General features: G+C 55.6%; 18 protein-coding genes. 11 read left to right on the forward strand and 7 right to left on the reverse strand.

Annotated features, from left to right (window positions below; translation table 11 throughout):
• Positions 1-44: 44 nt before the first annotated feature.
• From O1722_RS15780 to mntR, 5 genes are all read right to left on the reverse strand, one after another.
• On the reverse strand, positions 45-1,568 hold the full coding sequence (locus tag O1722_RS15780; RefSeq protein WP_033486356.1) for an efflux transporter outer membrane subunit: 1,524 nt from the start codon (positions 1,566-1,568) through the stop codon (positions 45-47).
• On the reverse strand, positions 1,568-3,139 hold the full coding sequence (locus O1722_RS15785; RefSeq protein ID WP_015571056.1) for a DHA2 family efflux MFS transporter permease subunit: 1,572 nt from the start codon (positions 3,137-3,139) through the stop codon (positions 1,568-1,570). The genes O1722_RS15780 and O1722_RS15785 overlap by 1 nt, the downstream gene beginning before the upstream one ends.
• On the reverse strand, positions 3,136-4,230 hold the full coding sequence (locus O1722_RS15790) for an HlyD family secretion protein (RefSeq protein WP_033486357.1): 1,095 nt from the start codon (positions 4,228-4,230) through the stop codon (positions 3,136-3,138). The genes O1722_RS15785 and O1722_RS15790 overlap by 4 nt, the downstream gene beginning before the upstream one ends.
• 101 nt (positions 4,231-4,331) lie before the next feature.
• Positions 4,332-5,441, reverse strand: coding sequence for an anion transporter (locus tag O1722_RS15795; RefSeq protein WP_017384914.1), 1,110 nt, complete (start codon positions 5,439-5,441; stop codon positions 4,332-4,334).
• A complete protein-coding gene (mntR, locus tag O1722_RS15800) occupies positions 5,438-5,911 on the reverse strand; it encodes a manganese-binding transcriptional regulator MntR (protein WP_015571059.1) in 474 nt (157 codons plus the stop codon). The genes O1722_RS15795 and mntR overlap by 4 nt, the downstream gene beginning before the upstream one ends.
• A gap of 183 nt (positions 5,912-6,094) precedes the next feature.
• Between mntR and mntS the strand changes: the two genes are divergently transcribed.
• Positions 6,095-6,223, forward strand: coding sequence for a manganase accumulation protein MntS (gene mntS, locus O1722_RS15805; RefSeq protein ID WP_017384915.1), 129 nt, complete (start codon positions 6,095-6,097; stop codon positions 6,221-6,223).
• Between the two features lie 269 nt (positions 6,224-6,492).
• Positions 6,493-8,076 carry a phosphoethanolamine transferase gene (locus O1722_RS15810; RefSeq protein WP_032653046.1) on the forward strand — a complete coding sequence of 528 codons (1,584 nt, stop codon included), beginning with the start codon at positions 6,493-6,495 and terminating at the stop codon, positions 8,074-8,076.
• Positions 8,077-8,189: 113 nt separating this feature from the next.
• Here the strand turns inward: O1722_RS15810 and ompX are convergent, their stop codons facing one another.
• Positions 8,190-8,708 carry an outer membrane protein OmpX gene (ompX, locus tag O1722_RS15815; protein WP_003858450.1) on the reverse strand — a complete coding sequence of 173 codons (519 nt, stop codon included), beginning with the start codon at positions 8,706-8,708 and terminating at the stop codon, positions 8,190-8,192.
• A gap of 354 nt (positions 8,709-9,062) precedes the next feature.
• On the opposite strand from ompX, the gene rhtA reads away from it, so the two are divergent.
• From rhtA to ybiO, 6 genes are all read left to right on the forward strand, one after another.
• Positions 9,063-9,950, forward strand: a complete 888-nt coding sequence (gene rhtA / locus O1722_RS15820; RefSeq protein ID WP_017384917.1) for a threonine/homoserine exporter RhtA — start codon at positions 9,063-9,065, stop codon at positions 9,948-9,950.
• A 298-nt stretch (positions 9,951-10,248) separates the two neighbouring features.
• Complete coding sequence (dps, locus tag O1722_RS15825; RefSeq protein ID WP_000100801.1) at positions 10,249-10,752, forward strand: DNA starvation/stationary phase protection protein Dps; 504 nt, start codon at positions 10,249-10,251, stop codon at positions 10,750-10,752.
• A 361-nt stretch (positions 10,753-11,113) separates the two neighbouring features.
• The gene (gene glnH / locus O1722_RS15830; protein WP_033486359.1) at positions 11,114-11,857 is read left to right on the forward strand and encodes a glutamine ABC transporter substrate-binding protein GlnH; all 744 of its coding nucleotides are present in this window, start codon (positions 11,114-11,116) and stop codon (positions 11,855-11,857) included.
• A gap of 93 nt (positions 11,858-11,950) precedes the next feature.
• A complete protein-coding gene (gene glnP, locus O1722_RS15835) occupies positions 11,951-12,610 on the forward strand; it encodes a glutamine ABC transporter permease GlnP (RefSeq protein WP_003858462.1) in 660 nt (219 codons plus the stop codon).
• The gene (gene glnQ / locus O1722_RS15840) at positions 12,607-13,329 is read left to right on the forward strand and encodes a glutamine ABC transporter ATP-binding protein GlnQ (protein WP_006809503.1); all 723 of its coding nucleotides are present in this window, start codon (positions 12,607-12,609) and stop codon (positions 13,327-13,329) included. Before glnP ends, glnQ begins: the two co-directional genes overlap by 4 nt.
• 120 nt (positions 13,330-13,449) lie before the next feature.
• Positions 13,450-15,660: a mechanosensitive channel protein gene (ybiO, locus tag O1722_RS15845; protein ID WP_033486361.1), complete on the forward strand. Its 2,211-nt coding sequence runs from the start codon at positions 13,450-13,452 to the stop codon at positions 15,658-15,660.
• Positions 15,661-15,705: 45 nt separating this feature from the next.
• On the opposite strand, the gene rlmF is transcribed toward ybiO, so the two are convergent.
• Positions 15,706-16,617 (reverse strand): 23S rRNA (adenine(1618)-N(6))-methyltransferase RlmF, encoded by a 912-nt coding sequence (gene rlmF / locus O1722_RS15850; protein ID WP_033486363.1) that lies wholly within the window; start codon positions 16,615-16,617, stop codon positions 15,706-15,708.
• A 242-nt stretch (positions 16,618-16,859) separates the two neighbouring features.
• On the opposite strand from rlmF, the gene mcbA reads away from it, so the two are divergent.
• From mcbA to ybiJ, 3 genes are all read left to right on the forward strand, one after another.
• A complete protein-coding gene (gene mcbA / locus O1722_RS15855) occupies positions 16,860-17,123 on the forward strand; it encodes a DUF1471 family periplasmic protein McbA (protein ID WP_003858470.1) in 264 nt (87 codons plus the stop codon).
• Positions 17,124-17,246: 123 nt separating this feature from the next.
• On the forward strand, positions 17,247-17,513 hold the full coding sequence (locus tag O1722_RS15860; protein ID WP_017693765.1) for a DksA/TraR family C4-type zinc finger protein: 267 nt from the start codon (positions 17,247-17,249) through the stop codon (positions 17,511-17,513).
• Between the two features lie 285 nt (positions 17,514-17,798).
• The gene (gene ybiJ, locus O1722_RS15865; protein WP_032670284.1) at positions 17,799-18,059 is read left to right on the forward strand and encodes a DUF1471 family protein YbiJ; all 261 of its coding nucleotides are present in this window, start codon (positions 17,799-17,801) and stop codon (positions 18,057-18,059) included.
• Positions 18,060-18,105: the final 46 nt, after the last annotated feature.

Here is an 18,105-nt window from a genome sequence, read left to right on the forward strand (position 1 = left end):
GCGAATGTGGCGTTCCTGTCCGTTTCTTGCCCAATCCTCTGAATCTATCCGCGTGGGGCGTCGCCAAAGACGCTGTAGTCTGGCAGCCGCACCTGCTGATACGGCTCCCAGCCGCCGCCGAGGGCTTTGTAGAGCGCCACCAGATCAAGCGCGCTCTGCACCTGCGCCTGCGCCCGCTGCTGTTCGGCCTGAGCGAGCTGACGCTGGGCGTCCAGCACGTCAATAAAGCTGGCGATCCCCTGCCGGTAGCTGTCGCTGGCGAGATCAAAGGCGTTTTGCAGCGCGTCGATGGTTTTCGCCAGGCCCGCTTCACGCTGCTGGTCGGTGCGATAGCTCACCAGCGCGTTTTCAACGTCGCCGAGCGCCGTCAGTACCGTCTGGCGATAGTCCAGCACTGCCGCCCCCTGCTGCGCGCGCGCCACCTTGACGCTGGAGACCAGCCGACCGCCCTGGAAAATCGGTATGGAAACCTGCGGGCCAAAGCTGTAGAAGTGGCTGCTCCAGTCGGTCAGCCAGTTAGATTCACTGTTGCGCAGGCCAAACTGTCCGGAGAGGGTAAAGCTCGGGAACAGTTCTGCCACCGAGATGCCAATCTGCGCCGTGGCGGCATGGAGATTCGCCTCGGCTTCGCGCACGTCCGGGCGACGGCGCGCCAGGGTGGACGGAATACCGGTCTGCACAATATCTGGCAGGGCAGGCATCGGCTGCACGGATTGCAGTTCGGCATCCAGCGCGCCCGGCGGTTTGCCGAGCAGGATCGCCAGCCCGTTCATCGCCTGGCGTTCCTGCGCCTGATACTGCGGCAGCTGCGCTTCAAGATTGCCCAGCTGCGCCCGGGCGTTCTCCACGTCCATCTGCGGCGACAGCCCGCCCCGCTGGCGGCTTTCGGTCAGATCCAGCGTCTGCTGTGCGCTTTCAATTTGCGTATTAAGCGTGGCAATGATGCTCTGCGCCCCACGCAGCTGTAGCCACGCCCGCGCCACTTCGGCTTCCAGCGAGACCAGCGCATCGTTACGCTGCTCGATCGCCGCCCGCTGCTGCGCCTCGGCCGCTTCTACCTGACGGCGCACCTTGCCCCACAGGTCGATTTCCCACTGGGCGTCGAAGCTGCCCTGATAGAGGTTTATCGGCTGCGTCAGCGGGCCTAACGCGCCCCGCAGTTCAGGATCGACATTATTCAACTGGTCATACACGCCGTGGGACTTCAGCTCCCCTTCCAGCCCAAGCTGCTGGCGCGTCGCCTGCACATTGCCATTCACCGACGGGAAAAACGCCCCGCCGGCCTGGTTAATCTGTTCGCGCGCGCCGGCAATGCGTAATACCGTTTGCTGTAGCGTCAGATTCCCGGCGATGGCGCGTTCAATCAGGCTGTCGAGCTGCGGCGAGCCGAAGGTTTTCCACCAGCGCGGGTTAGTGGCCGCGGAGGAAGTTTGCGATTTCACCGCGCTGTCGCCCTTATCGTTCCAGTGCGTGCTGGCGGGCGGTTCAGGCTGTTGGTAGTCCGGCCCGACGGCGCAGCCCACCAGCAGCATCATTATCATCAGGGGGTGTAAACGTCTGTGTATCATCAGTGTGCTCCTGCACTCCCCTCGCTCTTAACCGGCGAGAGCAACAAACAAAACGGAATCAGTAATAGGGCCACCGCGCTCAGAATGGTGAAGACGTCGATGTAGGCCAGAAAGCGCGACTGCTCGATCATCGTCTGGTACATCCGCCCGGTGGCAATGCCGGTCGGATCGCCCACCTGAGTGGTGAAGTTCTGGATCGCCTGGGCGCTTTCGCGAATCGCCAGCTGGAACTGCTCGTTAAACGGCGAAGCGTGGTAAGCCAGATGCGCGCTGTGCGCCTGCGAGCGCTCGGTGATCGCCGCCGTCGAGAGAGAAATCCCAATCGAGCCGGCCACGTTGCGGAACATGGTAAACAGCGCCGCCGCGTCGGCGTTAAGCCGCCTCGGGATCGAGATAAAGGCGATGGTGGTCAGCGGCACAAACAGGAACCCCAGCCCTATCGACTGCGCGCTGCGGAACAGCACCAGCGTTTCGAAGTCGATATCCGGCGTCAGCGTGCGGGACCAGAAGAACGACACCGCCAGGCAGGTAAAGCCGAAGGCGATGATCCAGCGCGTCTGCACCACCGGCATCAGCTTCAGCACCAGCGGGATGGTCAGCACAATCAGCACCGCGCCGGGCGAGAGCACCAGCCCGGACCAGGTGGCGGTATAGCCCAAATCCTGCTGCGCCAGCTGCGGAATAACCACCGAACTGCCGTACAGGATCATCGCCATCCCCGCCATCAGCAGGCTGGAGATCGCAAAGTTGCGGTCCTTCATACAGTGCAGATCCACCACCGGCTTTCTGGCATACATCAGCCAGTAGATCGCGCCGATAATGCCGACCAGCGTCAGTACTGCGAAGGTGCGGATAAAGTTCGAATAGAACCAGTCATCATCTTCGCCCCGGTCGAGCATCACCTGCAAACAGCCAAGACCGAGGGCGATGAGGCCGATCCCCGTCCAGTCGACGGTGAGCTTCTCTTCCGACTTTTTCTCCCACGGCGGATCTTCCAGCAGCTGATAGATAGCCAGCACCGTCACAATCCCTACCGGGATATTGATAAAGAACACCCAACGCCAGGAGTAGTTATCGGTGATCCAGCCCCCCAGCGTGGGGCCGAGTACCGGCGCGACGATAATGGCAATGGATGAAAGGCCAAAGGCTTTGCCCCTGTCCTCCGGCTTAAAGTAGTCGAGTAGCACCGACTGCTGGGTAGGCTGCAACCCGCCGCCAAAGAACCCCTGCATCACGCGGAACAGGATGATTTGCCATAGCTCGGTGGCGATGCCGCACAGGAACGAGCAGATGGTGAACATCACAATGCAGATCAGGAAGAACTGCTTGCGACCAAACAGGCGGCTCAGAAAGGCCGAAATCGGCAGCACGATGCCGTTCGCCACCAGGTAGCTGGTGAGCACCCAGGTGGATTCGTCATAGCTGGCCGAGAGCGACCCCGCGACGTGGGGCAGCGCCACGTTGACGATGGTGGTGTCCAGAATTTCCATAAACACCGCCAGGGTGACCACAATCGCCACCGCCCACGGGTTACTGGCGGGCTTCCAGTTATCGTGGCTGTGATCCGTCATTCCACGGTGACCTTCGGTTCAACCGACAGCCCCAACGGCAGCGGCTTGTTCGGATCCAGACCTTTATCAATGACGATTTTCACCGGCACGCGCTGAACGATCTTCACAAAGTTACCGGTGGCGTTTTCCGACGGGAAGGCGGAGAAGCGCGAGCCGCTGCCCTGCTGGATGCTGTCGATATGGCCTTCCAGCTCCATATCCGGCCAGGCATCGACGGACACGGTCACTTTGTCGCCCGGCTTCATGCGCTCAAGCTGCGACTCCTTGAAGTTCGCCACCACCCACACGTTCGGGGAAACCAGCGAGAACAGCGCCGTACCTGCCTGCACCAGCGTACCGGGCTGAACGTTGCGTTTGGTGACAAAACCGTCGAACGGGGCGCGGACTTCGGTATAAGAGAGGTTCAGGTTGGCGGTTTCCAGCTGCGCTCTGGCCTGATCGACCTGCCGTTCGCGGGCTTCGACGTTGGTCTCCTGCTGGCGGATTTGCAGCTGAACCTGCTCCGCCACTTCCAGTTGCGCCTGCGCGCTGGCCAGACCCGCCTGGGCACTCCGCAGTTGAGCGTTCGCGGCATCGATACTTTGTTGCGTGGTCGCGCGCGGGTCAACGCCGCGCTGACGGCGGTACTCCGCCTGCGCGTTGGCCATATCCGCCTGGGCTTTCAGTACCTGGGCTTTGGCTTCATCGCGCTGGGCGGGATATTGCACCTTCGAGAGCGCCAGCTGCGCCTGCGCCTTATGCAACTGCGCAACCGCCAGCCCAAGCTGGGCCTGGGCCTGATCGCGCTGGGCGGTGGTATCACGCGGATCGATCACCACCAGCACATCCCCTTTCTTCACGCGCTGGTTATCCCGCACGCGAAGTTCGGTAACGTAGCCTGCCGTTTTTGGGGCAATGGTTACTACGTCGCCATCGGTAAAGGCGTCGTCGGTGGTCTCTTCGTTACGGGTTAAAAACCACCAGACCAGCGCCACAATCACCATCACGATGACCACGATGCCAAGGATAATTAACGGTTTTTTCCCCGGGCGCTTGCGCTCGTTATTGTTTTGATCCTGCTCGTCAGCAGGTGGGTTTTGATCTTCTGCCATAGTTCAGCAACGGTCCTGTCAGTGAGCGGCATCACACTATGCCGTTCACTAAAGCTAGGACGTTGCTATACATTTGCCAGGAAAAACTGACAAATTGCGCACTATATGAGAAGGAATAGTCCGAAACCGACCGCCGCTGACCAGAGCAGCATCGGGATTGACCATAAATGGAAGCGCCACCAGATGCGGCGATCGTTGGCCATCCGCAGGGCGATGAGGTTAGCCAGCGAGCCGGGCAGCAGCCCAAAGCCGCCGACGTTGACCGCCCACGCCAGCAGTACCGTTGGGGGAACATAGTTAAGCAGCAAAATGGTGGACGGCACGTTACTGATCACCTGCGAGAGACCAATCGCCGTCAGCCATAATCCCGGCTGCGACAGACCGCTGACGCTATGGAGAACGTTCTGCAATACCGGAAGCTGGATCAGGAGATGGACGTCAATAAACATCGCCATAAACACCAGCAGCAGCGTCCAGTCAACGCTCACCAGCACCCGCCGGGCGAGGAACAGGAAGCCGCACGCCACCAGCAGCGCGCCCGCCAGCGCCTGGTTTAACTCCAGAGCGATAAGGAAAACGATATACAGCCCCAGGCAGCTCCAGACGAGACGCGGCTGCCACTGGGGGCCGGTTGTACCGCTGTGGTACTGCAACGATTTATTCGGGAAAGCAAACCAGCCCACCGCCAGCAGCGACGCCACGATCGCCAGCGCCAGCGGCGCCATCTGCCCGGTAAACGCGGTAAACGACAGGCCGGAGCGTCCCCACAGCAGAATGTTCTGCGGGTTACCGATAGGCGTGAGCAGCGAGCCCGCATTGACGGCCAGCGCTTCAAAGATAATCAGACGGGTAACCGGTATTTCGCACAGCTTACGCAGCGTGAGCGTAAGCGGCACCACGATAAAAAGCGCCACGTCATTAGTGAGAAACGTCGACAACAGCGCCGCCGAAAAGACCATGAACAGGGCCAGTTTGCGCTCGGTGGCGAAGCGGCGCACCATTTTGCGCCCCAGCACGTCAAAATAGCCGCTCAGCTCCACGCCTTTGGTGAGCATCATCAAACCGCTCAGAGTAATAATGGTGCGCCAGTCTATGGCCGCCGGCCAGGTGTGCGGCGTGAAGGGCACAAAGACGCTGAGCCCAACGCCAGTGATCAGTAAAAGATGGAAAAAGCGATCGCGTTTCAGGGCCTGCAAGCCGGGGATGTTCATTCAGCGGAGGGACCGTATTTGAGCGTAAACTCGCGGAACTTCAACAGCGTCTCTTCACTGACGTGGTGTTCCATACCTTCGGCATCCCGACGGGCAATTTCCGGGCTGACGCCCAGCACCAGTAAAAAATTCTCGACGATCTGGTGTCGCTCGCGGCTCTCCTGCGCCAGCTTCTCGCCCTCAGCGGTGAGAAACACCCCGCGCCAGGGGATCATTTCGATCAGCCCGACCGACGCCAGACGTTTTAACATTTTGGCAACGGTTGGCTGCGACACCCCCAGGCGTGCGGCCATATCCACCTGGCGCGCTTCTCCAACCTCACGGATCAGATCAGAGATCAGTTCGACATAATCATCAATCAGCTCCCGGCGGTGCGCCTCACGCACCTGGCGGAAGCCTTCCACATGCTCTTCAACGTTCACCAGTTGCGTCGTTTTTTTTGTTGTTGGCTTACCTGCGCGACGGTTCATTGTGCTTCCTCAATGGGGTTGACGCTTCCAGCGCCCTGTAACGGAGCGCACATTGTAAACCATAGCTCTACAAGCACAAAAAATTAACGAATTAGCCATAGCTATACAATATAGCCTGTGCTATATCTGTATGTAATGCAGTCACCCTTCACGGATCGAAGGGATCATGAATCAGGAGGTCTTATGAATGAATTCAAGAGGTGTATGAACGTGTTTACCCACTCTCCTTTTAAAGTGCGCCTGATGCTGTTGAACATGCTGTGCGATATGTTTAACGCCAAACCGCAGCAGGACGACAATTCTTCCCACTAAGCGGCGTCGCGGTACGCCGCTTCATTTTCACGTCACACTTACGTTGTAAACTGGCCTGTTCCCGATTATTTTTGCGGATTTGCAGCCCCCTTCGCAAAACATCTGTTTAGCAACTGTTGACCTTAATTCACGCTCGCACTATCTTCTTGCAGCCCTGCACAATTTGCGGCTCGCTGAAGCGGACCTCTCATTCCCTTTCCACGCACTGTCCGGCAGGCTTTGACCCTTGACGCCAGGGTGAGCACATGGCGTTTTCGTGATAGTGATCTATGAACGTAACCCTGATTGATACACTTGTTACCCGCAGCCGGGCCTTAAGCCCGTGGACGGGATTCTATTTTTTGCAATCGCTGTTGATTAACTTTGCTCTTGGCTACCCCTTTAGCCTGCTTTATGCCGTCGGATTCACCTGTATTCTTCACCTGCTCTGGCGAAGCGCACCGCGCGTGCAGAAAGTGCTTATCGGGATCTGTTCTCTGATTGCTGCCGCCTATTTCCCGTTTGGCCAGGCCTATGGCGCGCCGAACTTTAATACTCTGCTGGCGCTCCACTCCACCAATATGGAAGAGTCCACAGAGATCCTGACGATCTTTCCGTGGTACAACTACGTGGTTGGCCTTTTCATTTTTGCCCTCGGTGTGATTGCGGTTCGTCGTAAGCCCGTCGGGAAAAAGGCATGGGGTAAAATTGAAAGCCTGTGCCTGGCCTTTAGCGTGGTGACGTTTTTTGTTGCACCGGTACAAAATCTGGCCTGGGGCGGCGTGTTTAAGCTTAAAGATACCGGGTATCCGGTGTTTCGCTTCGTCAAAGACGTGGTGGTGAATAACGAGGAAGTGCTCGACGAGCAGGCGCGTATGGCCGAGCTTTCCACCATGAAAGATACCTGGAACGTGCTGGCGGTGAAACCGAAGTATCACACTTACGTGGTGGTGATCGGGGAAAGCGCGCGTCGCGATGCGCTCGGCGCGTTTGGCGGTCACTGGGATAACACGCCGTTTGCCAGCTCCGTTAACGGTACGCTGTTTACCGACTACGTGGCGGCCAGCGGCTCGACGCAGAAATCACTCGGTCTGACGCTCAACCGCGTGGTGGATGGAAAACCGCAGTTTCAGGATAATTTTGTCACCCTGGCCAACCGGGCAGGTTTTCAGACATGGTGGTTCTCTAACCAGGGACAGATCGGCGAGTATGATACCGCCATCGCCAGCATCGCGAAGCGTGCCGACGAGGTACAGTTCCTGAAAAGCGGTGATTTCGAAGCCGATAAAAACACAAAAGATGAAGCGTTGCTAAAAATGACGGCGCAGGTCTTTGCTACTCAGCGCACCCAGCCGCAGCTGATTGTCCTGCACCTGATGGGGTCACACCCGCAGGCATGCGATCGTACCGGGGGAAAATATGCGGAGTTTGTGCAATCCAAAGAGACCTCGTGTTATCTCTACACCATGACGCAAACCGACGATCTGCTCAGCAAGCTGTACGCACAGCTGCGCAACAGCGGCGACAGCTTCTCGATGGTCTATTTCTCTGACCACGGTCTGGCATTTAAGGAGCGCGGTAAACAGGTGCAGTATCTGGCACACGATGACAAGTTCCAGCAAAACTTCCAGGTACCGTTTATGGTGCTGTCGAGTGATGACAAAACGCATCGCATCATCAAAGCGCGCCGTTCCGCGAACGATTTCCTGAAATTCTTCTCACAATGGACGGGGATTAAGGCGAAAGAGATAAAAAATGATTATCCGTTTATCTCCGGGAAGAAGGGCCCGCCAGTTTACATTACCAACTTTAAGTTACAGAAAGTCGACTATAACCATCTTGGGACCGATATTTTCGATATTAAGAGTAAGTAATTTCTGCCGTTTCGTGCGGGCTGATGCCCTCACCGGCCCTCTCCCACGAGGAGAGGGTACAAACAAAAAAATCCGCCACATTGGGCGGATTTTTTACTGGCTCACCGAAGTGATTAGAAGCGGTAACCTACGCCCGCGATCCAGGTGCCAACGTCAACGTTGCGGATACGGCTCTGCTCATAGGAGAAGTCCAGAGCAACGTTTTCGATTGGGTTGAACTGCATACCTGCGCCATAGGAGAAACCATAGTCGCTGTTGCTTGCAGTACGGTTCAGACCCTGGTTTTCGGTCTGCTGGAATTTACCGTAGCCAACACCTACAACACCGTAGATGCTTGCCCAGTCATTCAGGCGGTAAGCAGGACCCGCGGTGATGCCGTAGTACTGACCTTTATTGTAAGAGCCATTTTCAGTACGATCTTTCTCGGTGTAAGTGAAAGAACCGATCACACCCAGCGGGTTGTTGTCTTGCTCGTAACGGTACTTCAGGTTGAAACCGTTGGTTTTGTTCATCACGCCCTGCATATCGCTCTGAGCGTAACCACCGGTTACAGTAGAAGTTGCCGCTACAGCGGTACCTGCGGAAACAGCCAGAACAGCTGCCAGTGCTGAAAGACATGCAATTTTTTTCATAACCACCTCAAATGTGCTTCAAGTAAGTCCGTAAGTTTTAAATATATCAAAAAATTCTGTGAAACTCTTTGTCATTCACGATGTCTAATGCGACCTTTCCTGTAACAGAACATTTCCAGCACCAGCTATCTCGTTCAAATAACTCCAGATTTTCACCTGTAAATGCTAATAGTGCGCGTCATCGCCATTTAGTTCATCCAGATTATTCCTAATCTTTCAGGCGATAAAATCATCAACGTTTTCTCATTTTACGGATTTTCCCTGGATTTTTTTCAACAGTAGCTCAACCGTTGCAGCTTATTTCCATTACACTGCGACTTTTACCTCATTTGACATAAATTGACAGGAGAAAGGATGCCAGGTTTACCTCGTAAATCGTCGGTCTGGATGCCGGTGGCAGTCATACTTATCGCGATGATGTCCATACAAAGCGGCGCGTCGCTGGCAAAATCGCTGTTTCCGCTGGTTGGTGCGCCCGGCGTCACGGCGCTGCGTATCGCATTAGGCACCCTGATCCTCGTGGTTGTTTTTAAACCCTGGCGGCTACGGTTTAAAAAGGAGCAGCGACTGCCACTGCTTTTTTATGGGCTGGCGCTGGGAGGGATGAACTACATGTTCTATCTCTCTATTCAGACGATCCCGCTGGGGATCGCGGTCGCGCTTGAATTTACCGGCCCGCTGGCGGTTGCCCTCTTCTCTTCTCGTCGTCCGGTAGACTTTATCTGGGTCGTACTGGCCGTGCTGGGGCTATGGTTCCTGCTGCCGCTCGGGCAAAGCGTTTCACAAATCGATCTGACAGGGGCAGCTCTGGCGCTGGGCGCGGGGGCATGCTGGGCGGTGTATATTCTTACTGGCCAGCGTGCGGGGGAAGAGCACGGCCCCGCGACGGTCGCCTTAGGCTCGCTGATTGCCGCCGTTATCTTTGTCCCGATTGGAATGGCACAAGCGACAGACTCAATATGGCAATGGTCAATCCTGCCGGTTGGGCTGGCGGTTGCCATTCTCTCCACGGCGCTGCCCTACTCTCTGGAGATGATCGCCCTGACGCGCCTGCCCACACGCATTTTTGGTACGCTCATGAGCATGGAGCCCGCGCTGGCCGCCATCTCAGGAATGATTTTCCTCGGTGAAACCCTGACCCTGGTACAAACGCTGGCGCTCTGTTCCATTATCGCGGCGTCAATGGGCTCCACCCTGACCATGCGTCCGGAACCTAAAGTGGAAAAAATAGACCTCAACTAAGCCTTAAATTCTGCATGGCTAACCCGCCATGCAGAATATACGCCACGTCAGTAGCTCAAATAATTTCTTACAAACTCTCTCATATTGCCAAAATATTTCACCTGCTCGCCTTCCTGGAAAGTGAATTAAGATTGATCTGCATCAATTTAAATAAAACACTTATTTTTCAAAGTATTGAGAATACAACCATCCTTTCACTATTAAACCAATAGGCAGAGCCAAATCGCAGAGAAAAAATCCGGTGCTATACTTAGTCCCGTAATTACCTGGGACACAAACATCAAGAGGATATGAGATTATGAGTACCGCTAAACTGGTGAAAACGAAAGCGTCTAATCTGCTTTATACCCGTAACGATGTATCGGATAGCGATAAAAAAGCGACCATCGAGTTGCTGAATCGCCAGGTGGTCCAGTTCATCGATCTTTCGCTGATCACCAAACAGGCCCACTGGAATATGCGCGGTGCAAACTTTATTGCCGTTCATGAAATGCTGGATGGCTTCCGCACAGCACTGGTGACTCACCTGGATACCATGGCCGAACGTGCCGTACAGCTGGGTGGCGTGGCACTGGGTACCACACAGGTGATCAACAGCAAAACGCCACTGAAAAGCTATCCGCTGGATATCCATACCGTTCAGGATCACCTGAAAGAGCTGGCGGATCGTTATGCGATTGTGGCGAACGATGTTCGTAAAGCGATTGGCGAAGCCAAAGATGAAGATACCGCTGATATCTTCACTGCCGCATCACGCGACCTGGATCAGTTCCTGTGGTTCATTGAGTCCAACATCGAATAATCCCTGCGGATTGTCCGAATAACCCTCGCCCCTGGCGGGGGTTTTGCACATTTATGGTGCGCACTTTTGCCCGCAACGGCCGCAAAAGTGAATAAAATGTAATAATCACCTCACACAACCGTTAACGGAAGATTGTTTTTTCGTCAGATTCTGCGCTAAATATCCCCCTGTCAGAAGACCTTAACGAAGCGCACCAAAACGGTGCTCCATTCTGGTGCAACCTGGCAGAATTGCCACGCTTTTTGTGCAATGCGTGACATCATCCCTTTTGCAAAACAACAGCTTGTAAAATTGGCACGATTTTTTCATTGTGCCTGAGGTTCTCGCAGGGGATCGCCCCGTGGATATAAAAGGAAATGCTATGAAGTCTGTATTAAAAGTTTCACTGGCTGCACTTACCCTGGCGTTTGCGGTGTCCTCGCAGGCTACCGACAAACTGGTTGTGGCGACTGACACGGCGTTCGTACCGTTTGAATTCAAACAGGGTGATAAATACGTTGGTTTTGACGTGGATCTGTGGGCCGCTGTCGCAAAAGAACTCAAACTGGATTACACCCTGAAGCCAATGGATTTCAGCGGCATTATCCCGGCACTGCAAACCAAAAACGTTGACCTGGCGCTGGCAGGCATCACCATTACCGAAGAGCGTAAAAAAGCCATCGACTTCTCTGACGGCTACTACAAAAGCGGCCTGCTGGTGATGGTGAAAGCGGATAACAACGACGTGAAAAGCGTGAAAGATCTCGACGGTAAAGTGGTCGCCGTGAAGAGCGGAACCGGCTCCGTTGATTACGCGAAAGCCAACATCAAAACCAAAGACCTGCGTCAGTTCCCGAACATCGACAACGCTTACATGGAACTGGGCACCAACCGCGCTGACGCGGTGCTGCACGACACGCCTAACATCCTTTACTTCATCAAAACCGCCGGTAATGGCAAGTTCAAAGCGGTAGGTGATTCCCTGGAAGCTCAGCAGTACGGTATTGCGTTCCCGAAAGGCAGCGACGACCTGCGTAACAAAGTTAACGGCGCGCTGAAAACCCTGAAAGAGAACGGCACCTATAACGAAATCTACAAAAAATGGTTCGGTACCGAGCCTAAATAATTTCACCTGACTTCAGGTTTGTAACGCCCGGTGGCGCTTCCGCTTACCGGGCCTACGTTTTTTGTTTTTCACCACGGTATATAGGAATACATCATGCAGTTTGACTGGAGCGCCATCTGGCCTGCCATTCCTCTCTTGCTTGAAGGCGCTAAAATGACCCTGTGGATTTCGGTCCTCGGTCTGGTTGGCGGGTTGATTATCGGTCTGGTGGCCGGTTTCGCCCGCACCTACGGCGGCTGGATTGCAAACCACATCGCACTGGTTTTCATCGAAGTGATCCGCGGCACCCCCATTGTGGTGCAGGTCATGTTCATCTACTTCGCCCTGCCGATGGCCTTCACCGACCTGCGCATCGACCCGTTCAGCGCCGCCGTTGTCACCATCATGATCAACTCCGGCGCCTACATTGCGGAAATTACCCGCGGTGCGGTGCTGTCGATTCATAAAGGCTTCAGCGAAGCCGGCCTGGCGTTAGGTCTTTCCCGTCGCGAAACCATTCGTCACGTGATCCTGCCGCTGGCGCTGCGCCGCATGCTGCCGCCGCTGGGTAACCAGTGGATCATCAGCATTAAAGACACCTCGCTGTTTATTGTTATCGGCGTGGCCGAGCTGACCCGTCAGGGCCAGGAGATCATCGCGGGTAACTTCCGCGCTCTGGAAATCTGGAGTGCGGTCGCCGTTGTCTATCTGATTATCACGCTTGTCCTGAGCTTTGTTCTGCGTCGTCTTGAAAGAAGGATGAAAATCCTGTGATTGAATTTAAAAACGTTTCCAAGCACTTTGGTCCAACCCAGGTGCTGCACAATATCGATTTGAACATCAGGCAGGGCGAAGTGGTGGTGATCATCGGGCCGTCAGGTTCCGGTAAATCCACCCTGCTGCGCTGCATTAACAAGCTTGAGGAGATCACCAGCGGCGATTTGATCGTCGATGGTCTGAAGGTTAACGATCCGAAAGTGGACGAGCGCCTGATCCGCCAGGAAGCGGGCATGGTGTTCCAGCAGTTCTACCTGTTCCCGCACCTCACGGCGCTGGAAAACGTGATGTTCGGTCCTCTGCGCGTGCGCGGGGCCAGCAAAGCGGCAGCGGAAGCGCTGGCAAAAGATCTGCTGGCGAAGGTTGGTCTGGCGGAGCGTGCCCACCACTATCCTTCCGAGCTGTCAGGCGGCCAGCAGCAGCGCGTGGCCATTGCCCGTGCGCTGGCGGTGAAGCCAAAGATGATGCTGTTCGATGAGCCAACGTCGGCACTCGACCCGGAGCTGCGTCACGAAGTGCTGAAAGTTATGCAGGATCTGGCGGAAGAAGGCATGACGATGGTGATCGTTACCCACGAAATCGGCTTTGCCGAAAAGGTGGCGTCCCGTCTGATCTTCATTGATAAGGGCCGTATCGCGGAGGACGGGAATCCGCAGGCGCTGATTGCGAACCCACCAAGCCAGCGCCTCCAGGAGTTCCTGCAACACGTCTCCTGATAGCCACACCCAGAGCCGGGCATGCCCGGCTTTTTTACGCCGGATTGTTCCCAAAAACTCCCCTCCGCTCCCCGCGCTCTATACTTATCATTTTGCACGATATTTTTGTCGGAGGACGCCGTGCCGTGGATCCTGTTGCTACTGTTTAGCCTGTTTAGCGCGCCATCACTTGCTGTAACCCTTCCCGGCGTTACCACCGGAGCCACCGCCACCCAGCAAAATGCGCCGCCAGAGCCAGACGCTGAAAAGAAAAAAGCCGCCTACGGCGCGCTGGCCGACGTGCTTGAGAACGACACGTCCCGACAGGAGTTGATCGATCAGCTGAGGAAAGTGGCCGCCACGCCGCCTCAGGATCCGGTTCCTGCTATTGCGCCGCCGGAAGCCGAAGAAGAAAAAACGGTGCTGGAAAACGTCACCGACATCAGTCGCCGCTACGGGGAAGCCCTGTCGTCGCGTTTTGCCCAGCTCTATCGCAACCTGGTTGGCACCTCACATAAGCCTTTTAATCCTCACACCTTTTCCGCAGCCGCCACCCAGTTTGCTATTCTGGCCGGCGCCGTCTTCATTTTTTACTGGCTGTTGCGCCTGTCTGTCTGGCCGCTTTACCGGAAAATGGGCCAGTGGGGACGCAAAAAGAATCAGCATAAAAGCAGCTGGCTGCATCTTCCGGCAATGATTACCGGGGCGTTTGTCATCGATTTGCTGCTGCTGGCCCTGACGCTGTTTGTCGGCCAGATGCTGGCCGACCGACTTAATACCGGAAACAAAACCATCGCGTTTCAGCAGGGACTGTTCCTCAATGCCTTTGCCCTGATTGAGTTCTTTAAAGCCCTCCTGCGGTTGATCTTCTGCCCGCGCGTGCCGGACCTTCGCCCCTTCGCCATTTCGGATCAGAGCGCCAAATACTGGGCGGTGCGGCTCAGCGTGCTGAGCGGGTTGATCGGTTATGGCCTGCTGGTTGCCGTGCCGATTATTTCCAACCAGGTTAACGTGCAGTTCGGGGCGCTGGCGAACGTGCTGATCATGCTGTGCATTACCGTCTGGGCGCTGTACCTCATCTTCCACAATAAAAAAGCGATCACCGACAGCCTGCTGCACCTGGCCGATCGCTCCCTCTCCTTTTTCAGCCTCTTTATTCGCGCCTTTGCGCTGGTGTGGCACTGGCTGGCCAGCGCCTATTTTATTGTGCTCTGTTTCTTCTCCCTGTTCGATCCGGGCAATAGCCTGAAATTTATGATGGGGGCGACGTTCAAAAGCCTGGCGATTATCGGCATTGCGGCCTTTGTCTCTGGCCTGCTCTCCCGCTGGCTGTCGAAAACGATCACCCTGTCGCCGCAGGTTCAGCGTAACTACCCGGAACTGCAAAAGCGGGTAAATGGCTGGATGACGGTATCCCTGAAGGTGGCGCGTATTCTGACGGTCTGCGTGGCAATTATGCTGCTGCTGAACGCGTGGGGGCTGTTTGATTTCTGGAACTGGCTGCATAACGGCGCGGGGGAAAAGACCGTTGATATTCTTATTCGTATCGCGCTGATCCTGTTCTTCTCCGCCGTCGGCTGGACGCTGCTGGCAAGCCTTATCGAAAACCGTCTGGTGTCGGATGTCCACGGCAGGCCGCTGCCGAGCGCCCGCGCCCGCACGCTGCTGACTCTGTGCCGCAACGCGCTGGCGGTGATCATCAGCACCATCACCATCATGATTGTGCTGTCGGAAATCGGCGTGAATATCGCCCCGCTGCTGGCGGGTGCCGGTGCGCTTGGGCTGGCGATCTCCTTTGGTTCGCAGACGCTGGTGAAGGATATTATCACCGGCGTTTTTATCCAGTTCGAGAACGGGATGAACACCGGGGATCTGGTGACCATCGGACCGCTCACCGGCACGGTGGAGAGGATGTCCATTCGCTCCGTCGGCGTACGTCAGGATACCGGCGCGTACCACATTATTCCGTGGTCATCGATCACCACCTTTGCCAACTTTGTGCGCGGCATTGGTTCGGTGGTGGCGAATTATGATGTCGATCGTCATGAGGATGCAGATAAGGCGAAGCAGGCGCTGCGGGATGCGGTGACCGAACTGATGGAGATGGAGGATATTCGCGGGCTGGTGATTGGTGAACCGTCGTTCGCGGGCATCGTCGGGCTGACGAACACTGCCTTTACCCTGCGCGTGTCGTTCACCACCCAGCCCCTTAAGCAGTGGACGGTGCGCTTCGCCCTCGACAGCATGGTGAAAAAACACTTCGATCTGGCGAACGTGAGAGCGCCGGTGCAGACGTATCAGGTATTGTCGCCGCCCGCTTCGCCGCTGCCTCCGCAGGAGCCGACGCTGTAACCGAGCCGGGTGGCGGCTTCGCCTTACCCGGCCTGCGATGGGGGGCTATTTGCGGCGTTTGTTATCGTCCATAAAGGTCCAGGCGATAAAGCGGCTCTGCTTCTGGCCCTGCGCCATCTCTTTTTTGACTACCTTCAACGCGCCGACGTCAGTCAGCGCGCGGTAAAGCGGCGGCAGGTTATCGCCGCGGGAGACCAGCGTGGTAAACCATTTCACCTGACGACCGAAGCCCTTACTCTCGGCAATCATGCGCAGAATAAATGCCACTTCCCCGCCCTCGCACCATAGCTCCTGCTGCTGGCCGCCAAAGTTCAGCGCGCCGTCTTCAGCCTGGCCCAGGTTACGCCGCTTGCGTTCACTTCCCGCACGTGCGGAGGCGGCGGAGTCGTGGAAGGGCGGGTTGCACAGGGTGGCATCATATTGTTCGTTCTTGTGAATAATGCCGTTGAAAATAGCAGCGGGATCCTTTTGACGACGCAAACGAACGGCCCGGCTTAACCCTGGGTTAGCGTTGATAATGGCCTGTGCGCTGGCAAAGGCCTCGGCGCCGATCTCGCTGCCGGTAAACCGCCACTGGTACTCATGTGCGCCTATCAGGGGGTAGATCAGGTTCGCGCCCGTACCGATATCAAGCACGGTGGCCTGTTTCGGCACCACGCCGCCATTATCATCTGCCAGCAGATCGGCAAGATGATGGACATAATCCGCACGTCCTGGCACCGGTGGGCAGAGAAAGCCATCCGGGATGTCCCAGTGCGTAACGCCATAAAAATGGGCCAGCAGCGCTTTGTTCAGCGTCTTAACCGCCAGCGGATCGGCAAAGTTTACCGACGGTTCACCGGCTGGTGTCTGAACAATAAAATCCTGCAATTCCGGGCAGCTCAGACACAGGGCTTTCATGTCGTAGCGGCTACGGTGGCGGTTACGCGGGTGCAATCCCGGCTTTTGGGAAGTCATGGCATTCTCCTTTAGACAGCCGCGTAAGATACCCTGTGACGGCGCGGGGGTAAATATCTGTCTGCGCTGCACAAAAAACCGACGAAAATCAGCAACCTGTATGTCTATGATCTGTCAGCAAATTGTCAGAATTTATCGTTCAAAAAATAAGCAGATCATCATCAAATTTTTGCGCTAAATCACGCGCGTCAGGCTTCTAAACTTAAAAGGAATCACCTGTTGTTTCCCCTGAGGATGTGATTATGAAAAAGTATCTGACCTTTATTATTGCGGGTGCGCTGGCAGGCGCATCGTTCTCAGCCTGGTCCGTTCAACCTCTGACCGACAGCAACGACACCAGCCAGCTACGTGCGGCCGGGACGGTCTCTGTCAGCCGGGCAAGCAACCTTGATGACCTTCAGGACAAGCTGGCCGAAAAAGCGCGTCAGGAAGGGGCTAAAGGCTTCGTGGTGAACGCCGCCGGTGGTGATAACCATATGTACGGCACCGCGACTATCTATAAATAACGCCCTCTTTTCCCACACTGCATCTGCAAGGCAGATGCAGTTCTCATTTCCTTCCTTCGCCTTGACTGTGCGTTTTTTAACCCCATATTAAGATGAATGGCTTAAACAGATCAGGAGAACATGATGGCTTCCGGCTGGGCGAATGACGACGCCGTTAACGAACAGATCAACAGTACCATTGAAGATGCGGTCGCGCGTGCTCGCGGTGAAATTCCGCGCGGCGAAAGTTTGACGGAATGCGAAGAGTGCGGGGATCCGATTCCTGAAGCACGGCGTAAAGCCATTCCTGGCGTACGGCTATGCATTGCCTGTCAGCAGGAGAAAGATTCAAAAAATGCGGCACATTCAGGATATAATCGTAGAGGATCGAAAGACAGCCAGTTACGTTGACTTTCCTTTACCGAAGTTAACCGCGCCAGCCGTTTACTTTACGCTCACGACTTTTAGCGAAACGCGTAGCAAAACGTGCCCTTCCGATGGCTTCTGTAAAGCGCATCCCCAAGAAATGTCAATTGCGCTTCTGAATTTATTAATAATCAATAAGTTATTTGTCATTCAATTTTTTTGAGTAACCACGTCAATTCTCTTCGATTTTATCTTCCACTAAAAACCGTGATACTTATCACATCGACGGAACATCGTCCCCTTAACAGAATAGCCTGCGAGAATTGACCTATGAAAACCATCAAATATGCTGTTGCCGCTGTTGCCCTGTCCGCTCTGTCTTTCGGCGCTTTCGCCGTAGAGCCAGTCTCCTCTACTCAGTCACAGGATCTGAACAAAATCGGGGTGGTGAGTGCTGAAGGCGCGACCACGCTGGACGGTCTGGAAGCCAAACTGGCGGAAAAAGCTGCCGCTGCCGGCGCAAGTGGATACACCATCACCTCCACTAACGGTAATAACAAACTGAGCGGTACCGCGGTTATCTACAAGTAATCGAACAAATTATGCTCCACCCTCACCCTCCCCTCTGGTGAGATGC

The sequence above is a fragment of the Enterobacter cloacae complex sp. HYC003_NIDB genome (assembly GCF_056673375.1).